The sequence below is a fragment of the Synechococcus sp. O70.1 genome (assembly GCF_047462215.1).
Taxonomy (GTDB): domain Bacteria; phylum Cyanobacteriota; class Cyanobacteriia; order Thermostichales; family Thermostichaceae; genus Thermostichus.
Genome location: NZ_JANSIT010000007.1, coordinates 60,939 through 80,325, shown reverse-complemented (window position 1 = coordinate 80,325; position 19,387 = coordinate 60,939). Strand labels below are relative to the sequence as shown.

Sequence of the window (19,387 nt, the reverse complement as noted above, 5' to 3'; positions counted from 1 at the left end):
AGTCGGGCTCGGCAGAGCTGTCATCTTAGGCAGACTCCGGCTTGGGCAAGGTGGAGGGGTGGGGGATCAACTCGCCCGTAGAGCGACGCTCCACCATCTCGGCGGTAATACGCACGTGCTTGATGTCGCGCCGCGAGGGAACCTCGTACATCACATCCAGCATCAGCTCTTCCACAATCGCCCGCAGCGCCCGTGCCCCGGTTTTGCGACGGTAGGCCTCCTTGGCAATGGCAGAAATGGCAGCTGGCTCAAACTCCAGCTCCACTCCGTCCATGCGCAACAGCTTCTGGGCCTGCTTGAGGATGGCATTTTTAGGCTGCGTCAAGATGGCCTCGAGGGCCTTCTCGTCCAGGGGATCCAGCGTAGCCACCACTGGCAGCCGCCCGATGAACTCTGGGATCATGCCGTACTTGATCAAATCCTCCGGCTCCAGCGCCTTGAGAGCATCGGCTAGGCGTTGCTCGCGAGTAACCGCTGGTTGATCCCCTGGCTTGATGAACCCCACCGATCTTTTGCCAATGCGCTGCTCGATGATCTTCTCCAGGCCGACAAAAGCCCCTCCACAGATGAAGAGAATGTTGGAGGTATCCACTTGAATGCAATCTTGGTAGGGGTGCTTGCGACCTCCCTGCGGAGGCACGTTGGCAATAGTCCCCTCAAGCATCTTCAGCAGGGCCTGCTGGACGCCTTCCCCGGAAACGTCGCGAGTAATGGAGGGGTTTTCGCTCTTGCGGGCAATCTTGTCGATTTCATCGATGTAGACAATGCCGCGCTGGGCTTGCTCCACATCCATGTCGGCCACCTGCAGCAGGCGCAGTAGGATGTTTTCCACATCCTCCCCCACATAGCCAGCTTCTGTGAGGGTTGTGGCATCGGCAACGGCAAAAGGCACATCCAGCAGGCGGGCCAGGGTCTCAGCCAGGAGGGTCTTGCCAGATCCAGTAGGACCAATGAGAAGGATATTGGACTTTTGCAGCTCCACCTCCTCCAGTTCTGCCAATCCAGCGCTGCCAGGATTGGCTTTGGCAGCTAGCCGCTTGTAGTGGTTGTAGACTGCTACCGATAAGATCTTCTTGGCCTTTTCCTGGCCAATCACGTACTGGTCGAGATAGCGCACAATCTCCCGCGGCTTAGGCAACTGAGCCAAAGAAGGCAAGCCGCGCGGGGGCTTTTTAGGAGCTTCCCGCCGTCTGGCAGCAGGAGCTGAGGCTGGCGAGCTGTTGCCGTTGTAGAGCTCCTCCTCCAGAATTTCGTTGCACAGCTCCACACATTCATCGCAGATGTAGACCCCTGGCCCTGCAATCAGCTTGCGTACCTGATCCTGAGACTTGTTGCAGAAGGAACACCGCAATTGGGAGTCATGCTTGGCCATGGGATCCTCGTCGCTGTTGGCTGTTGAAGTAGGTACCCGAAAAAGCGGCTTGCCTTCCCTCGCCGCAGGGTGAGATGAATTGGCTAGAAAGGCAAATAACCTGGTGAGCCAAGTATTCCTAGTCTAACACTTCCATTGCCAGGGATCCCTCCTAGCGCTGCCTGGCTTGAGCTTACCTTAGAGGGGGAAAAGCCCATAGGAAAACCGCTCGACTTAACGCCGAGCGGCGGATGGTGTGAGGAGTGAACGGAAACATGCGTCTCCGCTACTTCTATGATAGGGGAACATCGCCGGCTGCTGCCAAGGGGACTGGCGGGGAAGAAGAGAGCTCTGCACTGTTCCTGAGCAAGGCCAAGGCAGGTCTTGACACGTGTCTGTTGCATCCAAAAGGGGAAGGGACTTTCCTTGTTTCGTCCGCTTCCCCTTCCGGCGTTCACTCCTCACAGAGTTGAATATAAACCATCTCCAAGGCCAGGACAAGCTGGGCCGCCTAAATTTTTCCCTGAGGCTCCACTTAAGAATGGGGATTGCCAGGATCCAAAGCCAACAGCTCCGCTTCGCTCAGCAGGGGGATCCCCAATTCTTGAGCCTTTTTGAGCTTGGAGCCAGGGTCTGAACCCACCACCACGTAGTCTGTTTGGCGGCTAACACTGGCGGTTACCTTGCCGCCGCGGCTTTCAATCCAAGCCTTGGCCTCCTGGCGAGACAGGGTAGGCAGGGTGCCGGTAATCACAAACTTCTTCCCAGCCAGCACCTGAGCAGCCGCAGGGGCCTTTTGCTGAGGCAGGGCAGGGATCCCTAACTCGCGCAGCTCCTGCAGGAGCTGCTGGTGGGCTGGATCGGCAAACCAGGACACCACTGCCTCGGCAATTTCTCTTCCTATCCCGTAGATTTGGGCGATGTCCTCGATGCTGGCCTGGGCCAAGAGTTCAGGGGCGGGGAAGTGCTGGGCCAAAGTTTGGGCAGTGACCACTCCCACATGGGGGATCCCCAAGCCGTAGAGCACACGCTCCCAGGGCTGTTGGCGGGAGCGCTGGATGGCTTGTACCAGCTTCTGGCTGGAGCGGGATCCCATCCCCTCCAAGCTTTCCAACTGTTCCGGGGTGAGGCGGTAGAGATCGCTTACGGTGCGCACTCCTAGCTTTTCCACCAACTGGGCTACTCGCTTTTCCCCTAAGCCTTCGATATCCAGAGCGTCGCGGCTGGCCCAGTGCTGCAGTTGACCCCTGATCTGGGCGGGACAGTCGGGATTAGGGCAGCGGGTTATCGCCTCGCCAGCAGGGCGAACCAAAGGGGTGCCGCACTCGGGACAGTGGCTGGGCAGGCGATAGGGAACGGCATCGGGGGGGCGCAGCTCCTTGAGGATCCCCACCACCTCAGGGATGATCTCGCCTGCCTTGCGCACGATGGCGGTGTCGCCGATGTGGACATCCAGCTCCTCCAGGCGATCGGCGTTGTGCAGGCTGGCACGGCTGACGGTGGTGCCGGCTAGCAGCACCGGCTCCAGCTCCGCCACTGGTGTAACGGCCCCAGTGCGGCCAACGCTGGCCACGATAGCGCGGATGCGGGTGGGGACTTCCTGGGCAGGGTATTTGAGGGCAATGGCCCAGCGGGGGAATTTTTGCGTAAAGCCGGCCTCCTCTTGCAGCCGCAGGGAGTTGAGTTTAACCACCACCCCATCGCAGGCATAGGGAAGCTGGGCCTGCCGCCACCGCTCGTAGAACTGGGCCACCTCTTGGAGGTTCCGACAGACCTGGGAAAGAGGATTGACAGGCAATCCCAGTTCTTTCAGCCGCTGCAGACACTCCCACTGGGTTTGGGGAGGATCCCCGGCAGGCCACCCCTCCGGCCAGTGGAGAGCGTAGGCAAAGAAGCTAAGCTTGCGGGCGGCAACCACGCGGCTATCCAACTGGCGCAAGGTGCCGGCGACGCAGTTGCGCGGGTTGGCAAAGGGGGGATCCCCAGCGGAGCAGCGCTCGCGGTTGATGCGCTCGAACTCGGCAAGGGGAAGATAGGCCTCTCCTCGCACCTCCAGGACTGGCGGGGGATTGGCGGTTGCCAAGCGCAGGGGAATAGAAGGGATGGCACGGACATTGGGGGTGATGTCTTCGCCCACTTGGCCATCGCCGCGGGTGGCCCCCCGCTGGAGCAGCCCATCCACGTAGGTCAGCGCCAGGGCCGCGCCATCGATTTTCAGCTCGCACACGTACTCCAGCTCCCCTTCGTCAGGAGTCCGCCCCAGCAGCCGCAGCAGGCGCTCCTGCCATCCTTTAAGCTCTTCCAGGTTGAAGGCATTTTCCAAGCTGTAGAGGGGAACGCGGTGGGAAACCGTAGGAAACTGCTCGGCGGGTTTTTCCCCTACCCGCTGGGTGGGGCTGTCGGGGGTAATCAGCTCGGGATGGGCCTGCTCTAGCTCCTGCAGCTCGCGGTAGAGGCGGTCGTAAACGCTGTCTTCCAGGATGGGGGCATTGTGGACGTAGTAGGCGATGCTGGCTTTTTGCAGCAGGGCGCGCAGCTCACGGGCGCGTTCTTCCAGTTTGGGATCCATACCGTCGTATCCAGCTAGCCCCTAGGGGAGCACTACGCTTGTTCTAGCAGCCTTGGGGAGGCGTATCCGCCAATTTTTGCTCCTGCAGGTATTGGTAGGCTTGGGCGGCAGCGGCCATTTCCGCCGCCTTTTTAGAGCGCCCCTCGCCACGGCCCCAGCATTGGCCTTGGCCCCAAACTTCCATGGTGAAACGGGGCGGGTGCTCCTGGGCAGCCACGAGGCGATACTCTGGCAAAATGCCCCACCAGCGCTGGGTTAGCTCCTGCAGCGCAGCCTTGGGGTTGCGACGAGTGGGATCCTGGAACCACTGCTCTACCCGTTGGCGAAAGTAGGGATCCAGCCAGGGGTGCAGCCGGGACAGGGTGTGGATGCCCCAGCTGAGGTACAGGGATCCCAGCAGGGCCTCAAAAGCATCCGCCAAGCGTCGTGCCCGACCCGCCAAGTCGTTTTGGCAGCTAGATCCCAGCTCGAGGTAACGCTCCAGGCCATGCAGATCCGCCAGTTCCGCTAGGTGAGCATCGCTGATGAGATCGGAGCGAATTGCTGTTAGTTCTCCTACTGACAGGTGAGGATAGGACTGGAACAAGAACTCAGTGGCCAAAATCCGTAGGACGGAATCCCCCAGAAACTCTAGCCGGTCGTTGTTGCGCTGGCCATCCCGGGAAGGGTGAATCAAAGCCTGATCCAGTAAGTCCCAGCGCAATTGCTCCAGCCAGGTGGGATCTTTGAACCCTAGGCGAGCTAGCAATTGCTCCAGCAAGCGACGACGGGGCAAGATGAGTTCAACCATACAGCTCAAGCCAAACTTGCAGCCCCTTGAGGGAGGAGGGCAGGAAGGCAAAACCGCCCTTAACCCCCTGGGCGCTGAGTTTCTGTCCAAATCATACATAGTCGCTGCTGGGGATCGCGGTAACGTGGGGATAGGAGCCTAGAGGCTCCAAGGGCAAGCAAAGAGTGCGGTCTCATGCTGCCGAGTGGCTCCGAAAACCCCGCCCAGCCAGCGGCCCAGTCTGGGCAAGGAGTTGAGTCCCCAGGCCCGCGGACCACAGCTCCCTACGTGGTGTTGCATGGCCACTTCTACCAGCCACCGCGCGAGGATCCCTGGCTGAACCGCATTGAGCGCCAGCCCAGCGCCCACCCCTTCCACGACTGGAACGAGCGCATTCTGGCGGAGTGCTATCGGCCCAACGCCTTTGCCCGCATCCTTGATGAGCAAGGGCAGGTGGTGCGCATTGTCAATAACTATGAGTTCATGAGTTTTAACTTCGGCCCCACCCTCCTTGCCTGGCTGGAGGAGCACGACGTTGAGGTCTACCAGCGCATCCTGGCTGCCGACCGTCTCAGCGCCGAGCGGCTGGAGGGAAAGGGCAATGCCATTGCCCAGGTCTACAACCACGTCATCCTGCCCCTAGCCAATGAGCGGGACAAGTACACGCAGATCCGCTGGGGAATCGCCGATTTCCAGCATCGCTTTGGCCGCTTCCCCGAAGGCATGTGGCTGGCGGAAACCGCTATCGATGCAGCAACGGTTAAGGCCTTGGTCGACTGCGGGATCCGCTTTGTCATCCTAGCCCCCAGCCAGGCGCAGCGCATTCGCCCTTTGGGGCAAACGGAATGGATCGATGTCAGCCAGGGCCAGATCGATCCCAGCCGGCCCTATCGCTGCTTTACCCCCGACCGAGGCGGCTACCTAGATGTTTTTTTCTTTGACGGCCCCATCTCCCGCGACCTTGGCTTTGGCGATATTGCCTACAGCACCCAGGCGCTGGCGGAGCGGCTCCAGTTGGCCATTCGCCCTGGCCGAGAAGTCCAACTCGTCAACTGTGCCACGGATGGCGAGACCTTTGGCCACCACAAACGCGGAACCGAGCGTACCCTGGCCTATGCCTTCTGCGAGGAGTTTCCCCGCCGAGGCTGGCAAGTGGGCAACTACGCCCATTTCCTCAGCCACCACCCTCCCACCTGGGAGGTGCAACTAAAGCCAGTTACTGCCTGGAGCTGTGCCCATGGGGTGGGGCGGTGGTCACGGGACTGTGGCTGTGGTGCAGTGCCTGGCTGGCACCAACGCTGGCGGCAACCGCTGCGGGAGGCCCTCAACTGGCTGCGGGATCAGTTGGCCGAGATCTACGAGACGGAGGCTAAGGCCTACCTGCGGGATCCCTGGCTGGCTCGGGATCGCTACATCGAGGTGATCCTGGATCGGGAGCGCAGGGAGGCATTTTTGCAGGAGCACCAAAGCCACCGCCTCACTGCCGAAGACCGGGTGCAGGTGCTGCGCCTGTTGGAGATGCAGCGCTACAGCCAACTGATGTTCACCAGTTGCGGCTGGTTCTTTGAAGAACTCGCTCGCCCTGAGGGGGTGCAAATCCTGCGCTATGCGGCGCGGGCCATTGAGTTGGCAGCGGCTGCCACCAAGGTGGATCTGGAGGAGGAGTTTCTGCTTCGCCTAAGCAAGGCCCCCAGCAACCTCGAACTCTACAAAGACGGCCGAGGAGTTTACCAAGCTTTGGTGCGCCCCCGCCGGGTTAGCCCGCAGCGGCTCGTGGCCCAGCACGCCATGCTTTCCCTGGTCAACGGCGTACCTTGCTCCTCTGGGTATATGCTGGAGCCGGTGGATCAGGAGCGCCTAGCTATAGGGGGATCCACGCTGCTGGTTGGGCGGGTGAAGCTCTCTTTTCCCACCACCTCTGAAGAGCACGACCTCATCTACGCTCTACTCCACCTGGGCGGCTGGGACTTTCAATGTGGCGTCAAGCCGTTTCCAGGGCAGCGCGGCTACGAGCAGTTGAAAGCCAGTCTGCTGTCTAGCTCCCGCAGCCGCATCCAGCTCGTCCTAACCCTGCAAGAGCTGCTGGGACCGGAAACCTTCGACCTCAACGCCCTAACGGAGGAAGACCGGCAGCAGATGTTGCGCTGGCTTACCCAGGACACGTTGGAGCGCTTGGCCCAGCTCTATCGCCAAACCTACCTGGAGAATTACGGGGTTTTGATGGCTTTTCGGGCCGATGGCCTGCCGATCCCGGAAGAGCTGTTGGCCGCCGCCCAGATTACCCTCAACCAGCGCCTATTGAGCAGCTTACGGGCCATGGAAATAGAAGAGGGCAAGCGGGATCACCTGCTGGAGTTGCGAGCAATTGCCCGCGAGGCAGAGCAGTTGGGGTGTCAGTTGCGGCAGGAAGAGGCAGCCCGGGTCTTGGATCGGCTCTTGCAGCGGGGGATGTGGCAGCTGGCCCAGGCAGCCGACTCGGAAACCCTCAGCGAGCAGCTCCACAACTTGGAAGAGTGGCTGCAACTGGCTGCCGATCTGGGCCTGCCCATCCACTTGGATCGCCTCCAAGAGCTCTACCTACTGGGATTGGAGCGCCGGCGTTCAGAACTACTCCGCAGCAGCCTAGAGCGTGCCCCTGGCCGGATCCCCGCCGAAACCCTACGCCGCTTGCTTCAGCTGGGACAACAGCTTCGCATTAATGTCGGTGCCTGGCTACAGCAGCTACCGCCCCCGGCCGCTACCGAGGGCTAGCCCAGCCCCCATCGGGATGACAGGATTCGAACCTGCGACCCCTTCGTCCCGAACGAAGTGCGCTACCAAGCTGCGCTACATCCCGTGATCCAACTTACAGCGCAACAATTCTAGCACGCTGACTAGCCAAGCACGATCCTCGCTGAGCCAATCTGCGCTAAGCTGCAAGAGCCCACCTTTCCGTAGGCGAGGTATGCCTCAGCCCAAGGGTTTTAGCCCCTCGCAGCCCGAAAAACAGGCAGCAAAGACCAAAGCCGCCAAGCGCAAGGAAGCAGCCAAACGCTACGACGAGCTGAAAGCCAAAGGAATGCCGGAGTTTGCCATTTTTGCCCGGCGCCGCCAGGCTGAGCCCGGCAAACCCAACCCTTGGCTGCCCGTGGGATCCCTGGCGGTCAGTCGCTCCAGCGCCATCCACCAGGCCATCTTCCAAAACGAGGAAGAGCTTAAAAAAGCAGCCGTCCGCCTCTTTCCCCGTCTTGGCAAAGTTAAAGACGAGCTGGAATTTGGCTTTCGCCTCAAAGACAAAGAGTTTCAGGACGAACCTATTCAGGTGGCAGTCCGACCCCAGCCTTCGCCCTTTCAGCTTTGGATGGACAAGGTGCGCAGGTGGCTGGGCCTGGGCAAAAGAGCTACCCAAACCTCCAAGAAAGGCTAGGTGTGGCAAATGTGCTCCCTGTCGCAGGAAGGGCTGGGGGAGCAAAAGAAGCACAGCCCTTGGGGAGAGCTAGGTGACGACGTCCGGCTGCTGCCGACCAGTGCGGGCGCGAATCTGGGCGAAGTGATCCGCTAGTTGGATCAGCTCGGCCAGGGCCGCCTGGGGATCCAAACCCTGCCGCCTGGGATCTGGCTCAAACCGCTCCAAGTACACCCGCAGGGTGGCGCCGTGGGTGCCGGTGCCAGAGAGGCGATAGACGATGCGCGAGCCATCCTCAAAGCCGATGCGGATCCCTTGGTGGCGGCTGGTGCTGCCGTCTACGGGATCGGTGTAGCTGAAGTCATCGGCATAGGCCACCGTCTGCGCGCCAAAGCGCTGTCCCACCCAGCCGGACACAGAGCGCCGCAAGTGCTCCATCAGCTCCTCGGCCACCTCCACCGGCAGCCCCTCGTAGTCGTGGCGGGAGTAGAAGTTGCGTCCGTAGGTGCGCCAGTGCTCTTCCACAATCTGCCGCACCGACTGCCGCCGCACGGCGAGGATGTTGAGCCAAAAGAGAACAGCCCAGAGGCCATCTTTTTCGCGGATGTGGTTGGAGCCGGTGCCGAAGCTCTCCTCGCCGCAGAGGGTGACTTTGCCGGCATCCAGGAGGTTGCCGAAAAATTTCCAGCCCGTAGGGGTTTCGTAGCAAGGGATCCCCAGCTTGGCCGCCACCCGATCTGCCGCCTGGCTGGTGGGCATGGAGCGGGCGATCCCGGCCAGCCCCCCCCGGTAGCCGGGCACCCAGTGGGCGTTGGCAGCCAACACCGCCAGACTGTCGCTAGGAGTTACGTAGAACTGGCGGCCCAGGATCATGTTGCGATCCCCATCCCCGTCGGAGGCGGCGCCGAAATCGGGCCCATCCTCCCGAAACAGCAGCTCCACCAGGGCGCGGGCATGCACCAGGTTGGGATCCGGGTGGAGGCCGCCAAAATCCGGCAGCGGCTGGCCGTTGAGGACACTGCCCTGGGGCGCTCCTAGAGCTTTCTCCAGGATGGCGTGGGCATAGGGGCCAGTGACGGCGTGCATGGCGTCGAAGGCGATGCGAACCCCAGAGGCCAGGTAGTCGCGGATGGCGTCAAAATCGAATAGGCGCTGCATTAGATCCAGGTAGTCGGCCACAGGGTCGATAACGCAGACCGTCAGGGATCCCAGCCGTTGCTCCCCTAGGCGATCCAGATCTACGTCCGGGGCCTCTAGGATGCGGTACTCGCGGATCCGCTGGGTGCGGGCGTAGATGGCCTCGGTCACCTTCTCCGGGGCGGGGCCGCCGTTGCCGATGTTGTACTTGATGCCAAAGTCTCCTTGCGGACCGCCGGGGTTGTGGCTGGCTGAGAGGATGATGCCGCCGTAAGCTCCGTATTTGCGGATGAGGCAGGAGACCGCTGGCGTGGAGAGGATCCCCCCTTGACCTACCAACACCCGCCCAATGCCGTTGGCTGCCGCCATCTTGAGCAGGATCTGGATAGCCTCTCGGTTGTAGTAGCGGCCATCTCCCCCCACCACCAAGGTTTGGCCGGCAGATCCCTCGAGGACGTCAAAGATGGATTGGACAAAGTTCTCCAGGTAGTGGGGCTGCTGGAACACCTGTACCGGCTTGCGCAGGCCGGAAGTGCCAGGTCTTTGGTCAGGGAAGGGGGCAGTGGTGACCGTGCGGACGCTCATACCCTAGGCTGGCGAAACTATCCCGTTCCTCGAGGCAGAACTTGGCCAGAGCGGTACCTGAACCTGCTACTTCACTAGCTCGAAGACGTTGAACATGGGCAGGTACATGGCCACAATGATGCAGCCCACCATACCACCCAAGATCACAATCATCAAAGGCTCAAGCAAGCTGGTCAGGGCGCGCACTGCCTCCTCCACTTCCAGCTCGTAGAAGTCGGCTGTCTTCATCAGCATGGCATCCAGCTCCCCCGTCTCCTCGCCGACGCTGATCATCTGAATGGCCATCAGGGGAAACACCTTGGCCTTAGCTAGGGCAGGGGCGATCTGCCCCCCCTCCGAGATGGATTGGCGAGCGGCGTCGATGGCGTTGGCCACCACCTGGTTGCCTGAGGTGTCCCGCACAATTTCCAAGGCAGTCAGCACCGGCACGCCAGAGCGGGTGAGAGCGCCAAAGGTGCGGCAGAATCGGGCCACCGCCGATTTCTGGATCAGATCCCCGAAGAGAGGGAGCTTGAGGGCCAGCGCGTCGATGGTCTCCTTGCCAGCCGGGGTGCGGTAGAAGCGGCGAAAGGCAAAAAAGACCATTACCAGAAAGCCCACCAGACCCAAGCTGTACTGGGGTGTGCGTAGGAACTTGCTGACGTTGATGAAAAACTGAGTAAAGCCAGGCAGCTCCCCCCCCAAGTCGTTGTAGATGCTCTCAAAAGTGGGCAAGATGAAGAGCACCATGCCCAAGAAGATCAAGACAGCCAAGATCGTCACCACCACCGGGTAGGTCATGGCCGACTTGATCTGCTTCTGCAGGCGATCCATGTCCTCCAGCAGCTTGGCCAGGCGGTTGAGCACCTCATCGAGCACGCCGCCCACTTCCCCTGCCTGCACCATGCTGCAGTAGAGGCTGTCGAAAGCATCTGGATAGGGGCGGATGGAGTCGGAGAGGTTTTTCCCCGCCTCCACCTCCGCACGGATGGCCCTCAGGTATTTTTTGAGCTTGGGGTTGCCAGTCTGCTCCTCCATGATGGTGAGAGAGCGAACCATCGACACGCCGGCGTTGATGAGAGCAGCAAATTGCCGGGAGAACACCGCCTTGTCGCGAATGTCGATGGACCGCAGCATCGAGAAATCGAAAGACGTATCCAGGGAGAAAAAGGGCTTCTCCTCCTGAATGTCCTCCGGTTTGGCGAAAATCCCCTCGCGGCGCAGCCGTGCGCGAGCCTCGGTCAAGTTGTTGGCTACCACCGTCAGGCGTACCGGCTGACCGGCCTTTAACCCCCGAACCTTGTAGCGCGGCATGGCTTACCCCTGCTTGGATGCTTGCTAAAACTCCGGAGTGGGATCCCTTGGCTTAGTTTTGCAACCTCAGCCAAACCGCCACTCTCCCCCAGCTAGAGCTTAGCTACAGATGAGACCGGCGGCCAAAGGCTGGCGGGGAACTTCCAGGCAGGGATCTCTAGCGACGGACAGTAACCGCTGCTGGCCGCTGCTGCTGAACTGCCGCGGCTGGGGAAGGCCCGGCAACGTTGCCCAAAAGCCGCTGCAACTCCTCAGGACGAGAGGTCTTGGACATGGCCGTCTCGAAGTCAATCTTGCCCTGCAGGTAGAGGTTGGCCAGATCCTGCTCCAGGGTTTTCATGCCCTGCTTGCCGCCCGTCTGGATGGCCGAGTAGATCTGGGCCGTCTTGCCCTCCCGAATGAGGTTGGCGATGGCTGGGGTGACCACCATGATCTCCTGCACCAGCACCCGGCCTGGCTCCCCTGGCTTGGGGTTGAGGCGGCGGGCCAAAGTTTGCGAGAAGACGGCCTTGAGAGAGTTAGAAAGCTGCACGCGAATCTGCTGCTGTTGCTCCGGCGGGAACACGTCCACCAGGCGATCCACCGTCTGGGCAGCCGAGCTGGTGTGCACCGTGGCAAAGCAGAGGTGGCCGGTTTCGGCGGCGGTGATGGCCAACTGGATGGTCTCCAGATCCCGCATCTCCCCAATCAAAATCACATCCGGATCTTCCCGCATCGCCGCCCGCAGGGCATTGGCAAAGCTCTTGGTGTCTTCGCCCAACTGCCGCTGGTGGATGATGCTGCAGATGGGGGTGTAGATATACTCAATGGGATCTTCAATGGTGAGGATGTGCTCAGCTCGCTCGCGGTTGATGAAGTCGATGATAGCGGCCAAAGTGGTGGATTTGCCGGATCCCGTTGGTCCCGTTACCAGCACCAGGCCCCGCGGCAGTCGCGCAACTTCCTTGCAGATGTCGGGCAGGCCCAGCTTTTCAATGCTGGGGATTTCCGAGGCCAGAGCTCGCATAGCACAGGCATAGCTGCCCCGTTCGCGATAGACGTTGACCCGGAAGCGCCCGATCCCGCGCACGCCGTAAGAGCAGTCCAGCTCCCAGTTCTGCTCCAATTGTTTTCGCTGGGTGTTGTTCAACATGCTGAAAATGAGCCGCTGCACCTCCTCAGGCGTGAGGGGATCATACTCTGTTGGCTGGAGTTCGCCATTGATGCGGAAGTAGGGAGGCAAGCCGGCTGAGATGTGGATATCGGAACCGCCCCTCCGGATGATTTCTTCCATCAGGTCTTCGATCATCAGTTGTTTCATAGGACTTCCCTCTCCAATCAATGGCGTGAGTTGCTCTGTTGAAGCTAACAAGAGTCAAACTAAAACTTCGGCGTCAAGCAGTACGGACAATCCATCCACTCCACTCGCAGGGCAGCACCGCAGTTGCGGCAGGTGCTAAGGGCCTTGGCACGAGCCTTCAGCTCGGTCTCCAAGCCTTTGTCGGTGAGGATGACTCGATCCACCTCCTCCAGCGTGGTTAGCCCCTGCTTCACCAGCATCAGACTGTAGGCCAATAGGGTCTTCATGCCGCTTTCAACTGCCGCCTCCCTGAGCACCTCGGTGGGAGCCCCCTTGTTGATCAAGTCGGCCAAGCGGTCGTTCATGCGCATGAACTCGTACACCCCCACCCGGCCTTTGTAGCCCACGCCCCCGCAGTTCTCACAGATGGGTTTGCCGGTGGCCTTGCGCTGTTCTATCTCTTTGGGGGAGAGCTGGTTGGCTTTGTAGAAGGTCAGCTGTTCGTTGTCGCCGCTGAGGCTAAGGCCATAGCGGGCCAGTTCCTCGGGGGTAGGGTGGTACGGGATCCGACACTCAGGACATACCCGCCGCAGCAGGCGCTGGGCCAGCACCCCCAGTAGGGAACTGGAGATCATAAACGGCTCGATCCCCATCTCCGTCAGGCGGGCGATGGCACTGGGGGCATCGTTGGTGTGCAGGGTAGTCAACACCAGGTGACCGGTGAGGGAGGCTTCGATGGCGGTTTTGGCTGTCTCGTGGTCGCGGGTTTCCCCCACCAGGATGACATCCGGGTCTTGCCGCAGAAAAGCGCGCAGGATCATGGCAAAGTCCATGCCCTTCTCCCGGAGAACCTGTACCTGGGTGATCCCCGGCAGAGAGTACTCGATGGGATCCTCGGCGGTGCTGATGTTGATGCCTGGATCGTTTAGCTCCGCCAGGGCCGAGTAGAGGGTGGTGGTTTTCCCGGATCCAGTGGGCCCGGTTACCAGGATTAGACCAAAGGGTCTCCTCACAACGTCCTTGAAGCTGGCAAGGGTCTCTGGGTCGGTGATCAGCTTATCCAAGCCCAGTTGCGTGGCGGAGTTATCCAGGATGCGCAGGACAATCTTTTCCCCGTAGCGGGAGGGCAGGGTGCTAACGCGAAAGTCCACCTTGCGTCCCTTGAACATCCGCCGAATGCGCCCGTCCTGAGGCAAGCGCCGCTCGGCAATGTTCAGGTTGGCCATGATCTTGAATCGAGCGGTAAGAGCAGGAATGATCTTTTTGGGGAAGTTCTCAAAAGCCTGCCGCAGCACCCCGTCCTTGCGGAAGCGAATGCGCAGGTTTTCTTCTTGCGGCTCGATGTGGATGTCAGATGCCCGTTCCTGCAGGGCCTTGATCAAGATTTGGTTGGCCAATTTGATGATCGGGGCATCGTCTGCCGATTTGAGTTGCTGCTCCAGAGAGGTCTCGCCGGCCTCATCAACAGCGACATCCTCGATGCTGTCTAGATCAATCTCGGCAGTGTTGACCACCACCTCTTCTTCCTCTTGGGGGGCAACTTGGCTGGCGACATCTGTGTCGTTGATCCCCTTGACAGCCAGCAGTTCCGCCTGTGCATCCATGTAGCGGTTGATCAGGGTCTCGAAGTCCTGCTGGGTGAAGACCCGCCGCTGCAGCTTTAGCCCTTGGATGCGGAAGCGCCGCTGAATGTCGTCTAGCGCCTGCAGGTTGTCCGGCTTGACCATTGCCACCACGACCTGGCTGTCTTGGCGGCGAATGGGCAAGAACTTATAGCGGTTGCAGATATCAAGGGGCAAGAGCGACTCAATGAGCTCGCTCATCTCCGCGAGATCCACCGGCTCCAGGTCGGTGTCGAGAGAGGGGATCCCGTAGATAACTTTGAGCTCAAAAAGCTGCTGTCGCTTGTAGGCCCGCTCCAGGTCAGGTGTGAGCTCCTTGCCCACAATGTTCTTGACCGCCAGGGCCAAAACTTTGCTGCCGCCCTCTCGATCCGCTTTGAGGGCATTTTGAATGTCTTGGATTTGCTTATCGTCGGCAAAGCCCAGCTCTTTTAGCTTGCGTCCAAAGGGGGTGATGCTGGCATTGGCAATCGCTAAGGCTTTGCTCACGCTGCCGCGACGGGAGGTCAAGGGGGGAGGAAGATCGCTCATAAGCAGTGGCTGGGGCACGCACGATGTGTCCATATTGACTGTAGTTGACCCCCAAGGTCAACGGTAGGGGTAGGAGGCCTCACTGGCCCGACTCTGCAACCTGATGGAAATCTAGAAGGGAGAAAGTCGACCCACCTTTAGACTGCTCATGCGGCTTTACGTTGAGCCCTTCACGGTTCACAAGCGCTATGCCCTCGCCCTTAGCCGCGGCACCTATACAGAGGCCACTTTGGCCTGGGTGCGCGTTGAAGAGGAGGGGATCGAGGGCTGGGGAGAGGCTTGCCCCTTCTCGGTGAGCGAGGACTGCTACCAGTCTTTGGAGGACATCTTGGCGGGTTTGGAGGTGGCTAAAGGGATCCTACGCCGCCACTCTCCCTGGGAGCGGCAGGCTGTTGAGGCGGAACTGCTGCAGGCCGGGATCCCCTCGGCAGTGCGGGCGGCAGTGGACATAGCCCTGCACGACTGGATGGGCAAGCGACTGGGGAGGCCCCTCTGGCAGCTGTGGGGCCTAGATCGCTCCCGCATTCCGCCCACGACCCTAACCATCGGCCTCTCCACCCCTCAGGAGGCGCGCCAGCGGGCTCTGGCTTGGATGGAACAGATCCAACAGGCGCGGGCCTTTAAGATCAAGCTGGGCAGCGAACTGGGCCTAATGGCCGATCAAAACCAGCTCATTGCCGTGCAGGAGGTGATCCCGCTGGGATCCCTGATTACGGTGGATGCCAATGGGGCTTGGACACTGGAGCAAAGCCTGAGCATGAGCAATTGGCTGGCGGGGCAGGGGGTGAGCTACCTGGAGCAGCCCCTGGAGAGGGGCCAGGAGGCGAAGCTAATCACCCTGTGGCACGAGTCGAAGCTGCCCATCTTTGTGGATGAGAGTTGTTTTGACAGCCGCGACATTCCTGCCCTGGCGGATCGGGTTCATGGCATCAACATTAAGCTAATGAAGTGTGGCGGCCTTAGCGAAGCCTGGCGCATGATCCACATAGCCAGAGCCCATGGGCTACAGGTAATGCTGGGCTGCTACAGCAACACCGCTTTGGGCAACACGGCAGCGGCCCACTTGGCGCCGCTAGCGGACTACGTGGACTTAGACAGCCACCTCAATCTCGTCGACGATCCCTTCTCCGGGGCTCTGGTGCAGGAGGGCTGTCTCATCCCCACCGACCGACCCGGCCTAGGGGTGGAGTTGCGGGAGTAGGACCATGCTCTCCAGCCAAACTCGGGTGGCCATCCTGCTCCACGGCGGCCTGTTGGGGGAGCACGGCAAAACAGGGCTGGGGTTGCTTCGGTATGGGCCCTTCCCGGTGGTGGCGGTTATTGACCGGGAGCAGGCGGGGAGATCCCTGGCCCAACTCACGGGCATTGCCAAAGACATTCCCATCGTAGCCTCGGTGCAAGAGGCGCTGGTTTACGGCCCCGAGGTGTTGGTGATTGGGATCGCTCCTTCCGGCGGCCAGCTGCCCCCGGAGTGGCGGGAGGAGCTGTGCCAAGCCCTGCAAGCCGGCTTGTCTTTGGTGAACGGGCTGCACACCCCCCTAGCGGAAGATGCCCAGTTGCGGCAGTGGCTGCAGCCGGGAGCCTGGATCTGGGACATTCGCCGCGAACCTCCTGGTCTGGGAGTAGGGAGAGGTCTAGCTCGCTCTCTCCCCTGTCGGCGGGTACTGACGGTGGGCACCGACATGGCCGTCGGCAAAATGTCCACCAGCCTGGAACTGCACCGGGCCAGCCTGAAACGCGGCCTGCGTTCTCGTTTCTTGGCCACCGGCCAGACGGGGATCCTCATCAGCGGCGACGGAGTGCCTCTGGATGCAGTGCGGGTGGACTATGCCAGCGGCGCTGTGGAGCAACTGGTGCTGCGCTATGGCTTTGACCACGACATTCTGCACATTGAAGGTCAGGGATCCCTGCTCAACCCCGCTTCCACCGCCACCCTGCCTTTGCTAAGGGGATCCCAGCCCACCCATCTCATCCTGGTGCATCGAGCTGGGCAGACCCACATCAAAGGGATGAACGATGTGCCCATTCCTCCCTTGCCTAAGGTGATCGAGCTGTACGAACAAGTGGCTGCAGCTGCTGGCGCCTTTGCCCCCGCACCGCTGGTGGGGGTAGCCCTCAATACCTTTGGCTGGGAAGAGGAAGCGGCCCTGGCCCAGATCCGCCAGGTGGAAACAGAGACGGGCCGGCCCTGTACCGATGTGGTGCGCTTTGGGGCCGATCCTTTGTTGGACGCCATTCTCTCAGCAGGCTAGCCTCAGGCGCTCGGAGCCTGAGCTTCCTTGGAGCTGGTCTCGCTGTCGAGCACCTCCAAAATAGCCTTGGCCGCACGGGCCAGAACTCCCGGCTCCCCTAGAGCTGCCCGCATGGCGGCGTAGTCAGCCTGCAGTTGGGCGCGGCGCTCGGGCCGGGTCAGTAGCTCCAGCGCCAGTTGGGCAATCCGTTCCGGCTGGGCCTCCTCCTGGAGCAGCTCCGGCACAATGGGACGCATAAGCACCAAATTGGGGGGAGCCATAAAGGGCACCGACACCTTTAGCCAATGGCGGGCTAGCCAAAAGGTGAGCGGGTTGAGGCGGTAGACCACCACTTGCGGGATCCCCAAGATGGCTGCCTCCAGGTTGACGGTGCCCGACTTGGCCAACACCAGGTCAGCGGCCGCCAGAAGCAGGTGATGGGCCTTTGGAGGGGAAGGGCGAGGCAAGAAAAGGGTGAGATCCTCCAGCCCATAGCGGCGGGCGGCTCGGGCAATTGGGGCGGCAAAATGGGGCGAGGCCAGCGGCGCCCAAAACTGCACCTGGGGCAGACGAGCCCGCAGCAGCCGCGCTGCCTGAAGCAGGATAGGCAAAACTGAGCGCAGCTCCTGGCGGCGGGAGGCGGGCAGCAGCGCCACCACCGTAGCCTCCTCCGGGATCCCCAACTCCGCCCTGGCCTGCGCACGACCGGGGACACTCGCCAAAATATCCAGCAGGGGGTGGCCGACATAGCAAACCCGGGCACCTGCTGCGGCGTAGTAGCGGGCCTCCTCGGGGAAAATGGCCACCATCAGCCGCATTTGCTGGGCTAGGCGGTAGGTGAGGCGGCTGCTGGGCGACCACACCCATTCCTGGGGGGCAATGTAGTAGACAGCAGGGATACGCCGCCGCTGCAACAGGGAAGCCACGCGGCTGTTGACGCCGATGTAGTCTACCAGGATGGCTAGATCTGGTGGATCTTGCTCTAGGAAGCGGCGGATCTTCCACTCCGCCCACAGCGCAGGGAGGACGAAGGGAAGGGCCTCCAGAATACCGATGGAGCCAATTTCAGTTGTGCGGTGCAGCAGCCGGGCTCCAGCAGCAGCCATCTCCTCTCCCCCAACTGCCGTGATGCGCAGGTGCGGACGCTGGCGCAGCAGCTCGCGGATGAGATGGCCAGCCTGTAGATCCCCGGAGACTTCGCCGGTGCAGACAAACAGATGGCTCACAGGTCGTCCCCGTCCTCGGCATCCTCTTTGCTGCGACGCAAGGCAGGCAGAGGACCACGCCGTTGCGGCTGGGAAAGGGAATCTTCCAAAAATTGCAGCAGGTGTAGCAGGGATCCCGTCTCGTCCACCAGCTCTTTCCCCTCTAGGGAGAGGATGCTCTGCCCGTTCTCGGTTCGCAGGCTCTCCCGCAGCGTTTGCAGCGCCTTTTCCAAGGGCAATCCGGAGCGGTAGAGCAGCCGGTAGGCTTGGCGCAAGGCCGGCAGGGATCCCTCCATCCCCTTGGCCCGCCGCAGCCCCACCAAGTTGAGGCCACGGATGCGGGCTGGATGCCCCTCCACCAGCAGGTAGGGTGGAACATCGCGATCCACCCGACTCATCGCCCCCACCATAGCCAGGCGCCCTACCCGGGTAAACTGGTGGATCCCGACCATGCCGCCGATGCGCGCCTGGGACTCGATGTGAATGTGGCCAGCCAGGGAAACCGCGTTGGTGATCACCACTTGGTTTTCGATGACGCAGTTGTGGGCGACATGGACATAGGCCATCAATAGGTTGTAGTCGCCAATTATCGTCGCCTCCCCCTCGTTGGTGGCTCGGTTAATGGTGACAAACTCCCGAATGAGATTGCCCCTGCCAATGACCAGCTGCGAGGGTGCGCCGTTGTACTTTAGGTCTTGTGGCTCTGCGCCCAGCACCGCTCCTGGAAAAATCTGGTTGTCCTCACCAATCTCGGTCCAGCCCTCGATCACCACATGGGCCCCCACCACGGTGTTGGCACCAATGCGCACATGTTCGCCAATAACGGCATAGGGGCCCACCTGCACCGTCTCGTGCAACTCAGCCTTGGGATGGATCACCGCAGTGGGGTGAATCCGCTGCCGTGAGCGGTGCGGCACACTTGCGAAGTCGGGAGGGGATCCTGCTGAAGCCAACACACTCATCTCCAACTAGCCAGCAACTGGAGCAACGCTCCCAACTCGTTCTTCTCCCCAGCTCACTCAGGCTGCTTGCAGGCGCTGCATGGCTCGATTGTACTCTTGATTGGGAAAACAAGGACGGCTCGGCTGATCCTCAGAGGCCAAAACTAAGCTAGGGGGGAAAGCACGATGGTACTGGAGACACTGCCGCTGGTTGCCGCTGTAGCCATCGCCATTTTTATGCTGGTCTTCTGGGTGCGGGTAGTTCGAGAGGCCATCTGGACAGCGGTGGGGATCGTGATCCTCCTAGCCGTTTTGTACGTGGTCTTTAGAATCGGCCCGCAGCAGGTGCTCCAGGAGCTGCGAGATCCCTTTGCCCTCCTCGACCAAGTTTGGCAGGTAATCCTGAGTTGGTTCCGGGCTCTTCTCTCCTAGGATCGTTATCCCTTATACAATGCTCCAGGGGAGCTCAGCCTGTTGAGGGGCTGGCAG

General features: G+C 61.0%; 14 protein-coding genes and 1 tRNA gene. 5 read left to right on the top strand and 10 right to left on the bottom strand.

What is annotated here, in order from left to right; all coding sequences use genetic code 11:
* Positions 1-25: 25 nt before the first annotated feature.
* The 3 genes from clpX to rnc form a co-directional block, all read right to left on the bottom strand.
* Positions 26-1,372 carry an ATP-dependent protease ATP-binding subunit ClpX gene (gene clpX / locus NW833_RS06025; RefSeq protein ID WP_414392971.1) on the bottom strand — a complete coding sequence of 449 codons (1,347 nt, stop codon included), beginning with the start codon at positions 1,370-1,372 and terminating at the stop codon, positions 26-28.
* 514 nt (positions 1,373-1,886) lie between these two features.
* Positions 1,887-3,920 (bottom strand): NAD-dependent DNA ligase LigA, encoded by a 2,034-nt coding sequence (gene ligA / locus NW833_RS06020; RefSeq protein ID WP_414411877.1) that lies wholly within the window; start codon positions 3,918-3,920, stop codon positions 1,887-1,889.
* Positions 3,921-3,963: 43 nt separating this feature from the next.
* A complete protein-coding gene (gene rnc, locus NW833_RS06015) occupies positions 3,964-4,710 on the bottom strand; it encodes a ribonuclease III (protein WP_414392967.1) in 747 nt (248 codons plus the stop codon).
* A gap of 174 nt (positions 4,711-4,884) precedes the next feature.
* On the opposite strand from rnc, the gene NW833_RS06010 reads away from it, so the two are divergent.
* On the top strand, positions 4,885-7,440 hold the full coding sequence (locus NW833_RS06010; RefSeq protein ID WP_414411876.1) for a DUF3536 domain-containing protein: 2,556 nt from the start codon (positions 4,885-4,887) through the stop codon (positions 7,438-7,440).
* An 11-nt stretch (positions 7,441-7,451) separates the two neighbouring features.
* Here NW833_RS06010 and NW833_RS06005 read toward each other — a convergent pair.
* A tRNA-Pro gene (locus NW833_RS06005) sits at positions 7,452-7,525 on the bottom strand.
* 108 nt (positions 7,526-7,633) lie between these two features.
* Here NW833_RS06005 and NW833_RS06000 point away from each other — a divergent pair.
* Entirely contained in the window at positions 7,634-8,095 is a 462-nt protein-coding gene (locus NW833_RS06000) for an HHL1-like protein (RefSeq protein ID WP_414411875.1), read from the top strand.
* 69 nt (positions 8,096-8,164) lie between these two features.
* Here NW833_RS06000 and NW833_RS05995 read toward each other — a convergent pair whose 3' ends face one another.
* The 4 genes from NW833_RS05995 to NW833_RS05980 form a co-directional block, all read right to left on the bottom strand.
* Positions 8,165-9,796, bottom strand: coding sequence for an alpha-D-glucose phosphate-specific phosphoglucomutase (locus NW833_RS05995; protein ID WP_414411874.1), 1,632 nt, complete (start codon positions 9,794-9,796; stop codon positions 8,165-8,167).
* 66 nt (positions 9,797-9,862) lie between these two features.
* Positions 9,863-11,089, bottom strand: a complete 1,227-nt coding sequence (locus tag NW833_RS05990) for a type II secretion system F family protein (protein ID WP_414411873.1) — start codon at positions 11,087-11,089, stop codon at positions 9,863-9,865.
* A 157-nt stretch (positions 11,090-11,246) separates the two neighbouring features.
* Positions 11,247-12,389 (bottom strand): type IV pilus twitching motility protein PilT, encoded by a 1,143-nt coding sequence (locus NW833_RS05985; protein WP_414411872.1) that lies wholly within the window; start codon positions 12,387-12,389, stop codon positions 11,247-11,249.
* 59 nt (positions 12,390-12,448) lie between these two features.
* Complete coding sequence (locus NW833_RS05980) at positions 12,449-14,521, bottom strand: GspE/PulE family protein (protein ID WP_414411871.1); 2,073 nt, start codon at positions 14,519-14,521, stop codon at positions 12,449-12,451.
* 148 nt (positions 14,522-14,669) lie between these two features.
* Between NW833_RS05980 and NW833_RS05975 the strand changes: the two genes are divergently transcribed.
* Together NW833_RS05975 and NW833_RS05970 are read left to right on the top strand one after the other, a co-directional pair.
* Positions 14,670-15,722, top strand: a complete 1,053-nt coding sequence (locus tag NW833_RS05975) for a dipeptide epimerase (RefSeq protein WP_414411870.1) — start codon at positions 14,670-14,672, stop codon at positions 15,720-15,722.
* Positions 15,723-15,726: 4 nt separating this feature from the next.
* On the top strand, positions 15,727-16,773 hold the full coding sequence (locus tag NW833_RS05970; RefSeq protein ID WP_414411869.1) for a DUF1611 domain-containing protein: 1,047 nt from the start codon (positions 15,727-15,729) through the stop codon (positions 16,771-16,773).
* Between the two features lie 2 nt (positions 16,774-16,775).
* Here NW833_RS05970 and lpxB read toward each other — a convergent pair whose 3' ends face one another.
* A complete protein-coding gene (gene lpxB, locus NW833_RS05965; RefSeq protein WP_414411868.1) occupies positions 16,776-17,978 on the bottom strand; it encodes a lipid-A-disaccharide synthase in 1,203 nt (400 codons plus the stop codon).
* Positions 17,975-18,919, bottom strand: a complete 945-nt coding sequence (gene lpxA / locus NW833_RS05960) for an acyl-ACP--UDP-N-acetylglucosamine O-acyltransferase (protein ID WP_414411867.1) — start codon at positions 18,917-18,919, stop codon at positions 17,975-17,977. Before lpxA ends, lpxB begins: the two co-directional genes overlap by 4 nt.
* A gap of 165 nt (positions 18,920-19,084) precedes the next feature.
* Between lpxA and NW833_RS05955 the strand changes: the two genes are divergently transcribed.
* A complete protein-coding gene (locus NW833_RS05955; RefSeq protein WP_414392946.1) occupies positions 19,085-19,330 on the top strand; it encodes a hypothetical protein in 246 nt (81 codons plus the stop codon).
* Positions 19,331-19,387 lie beyond the last annotated feature (57 nt).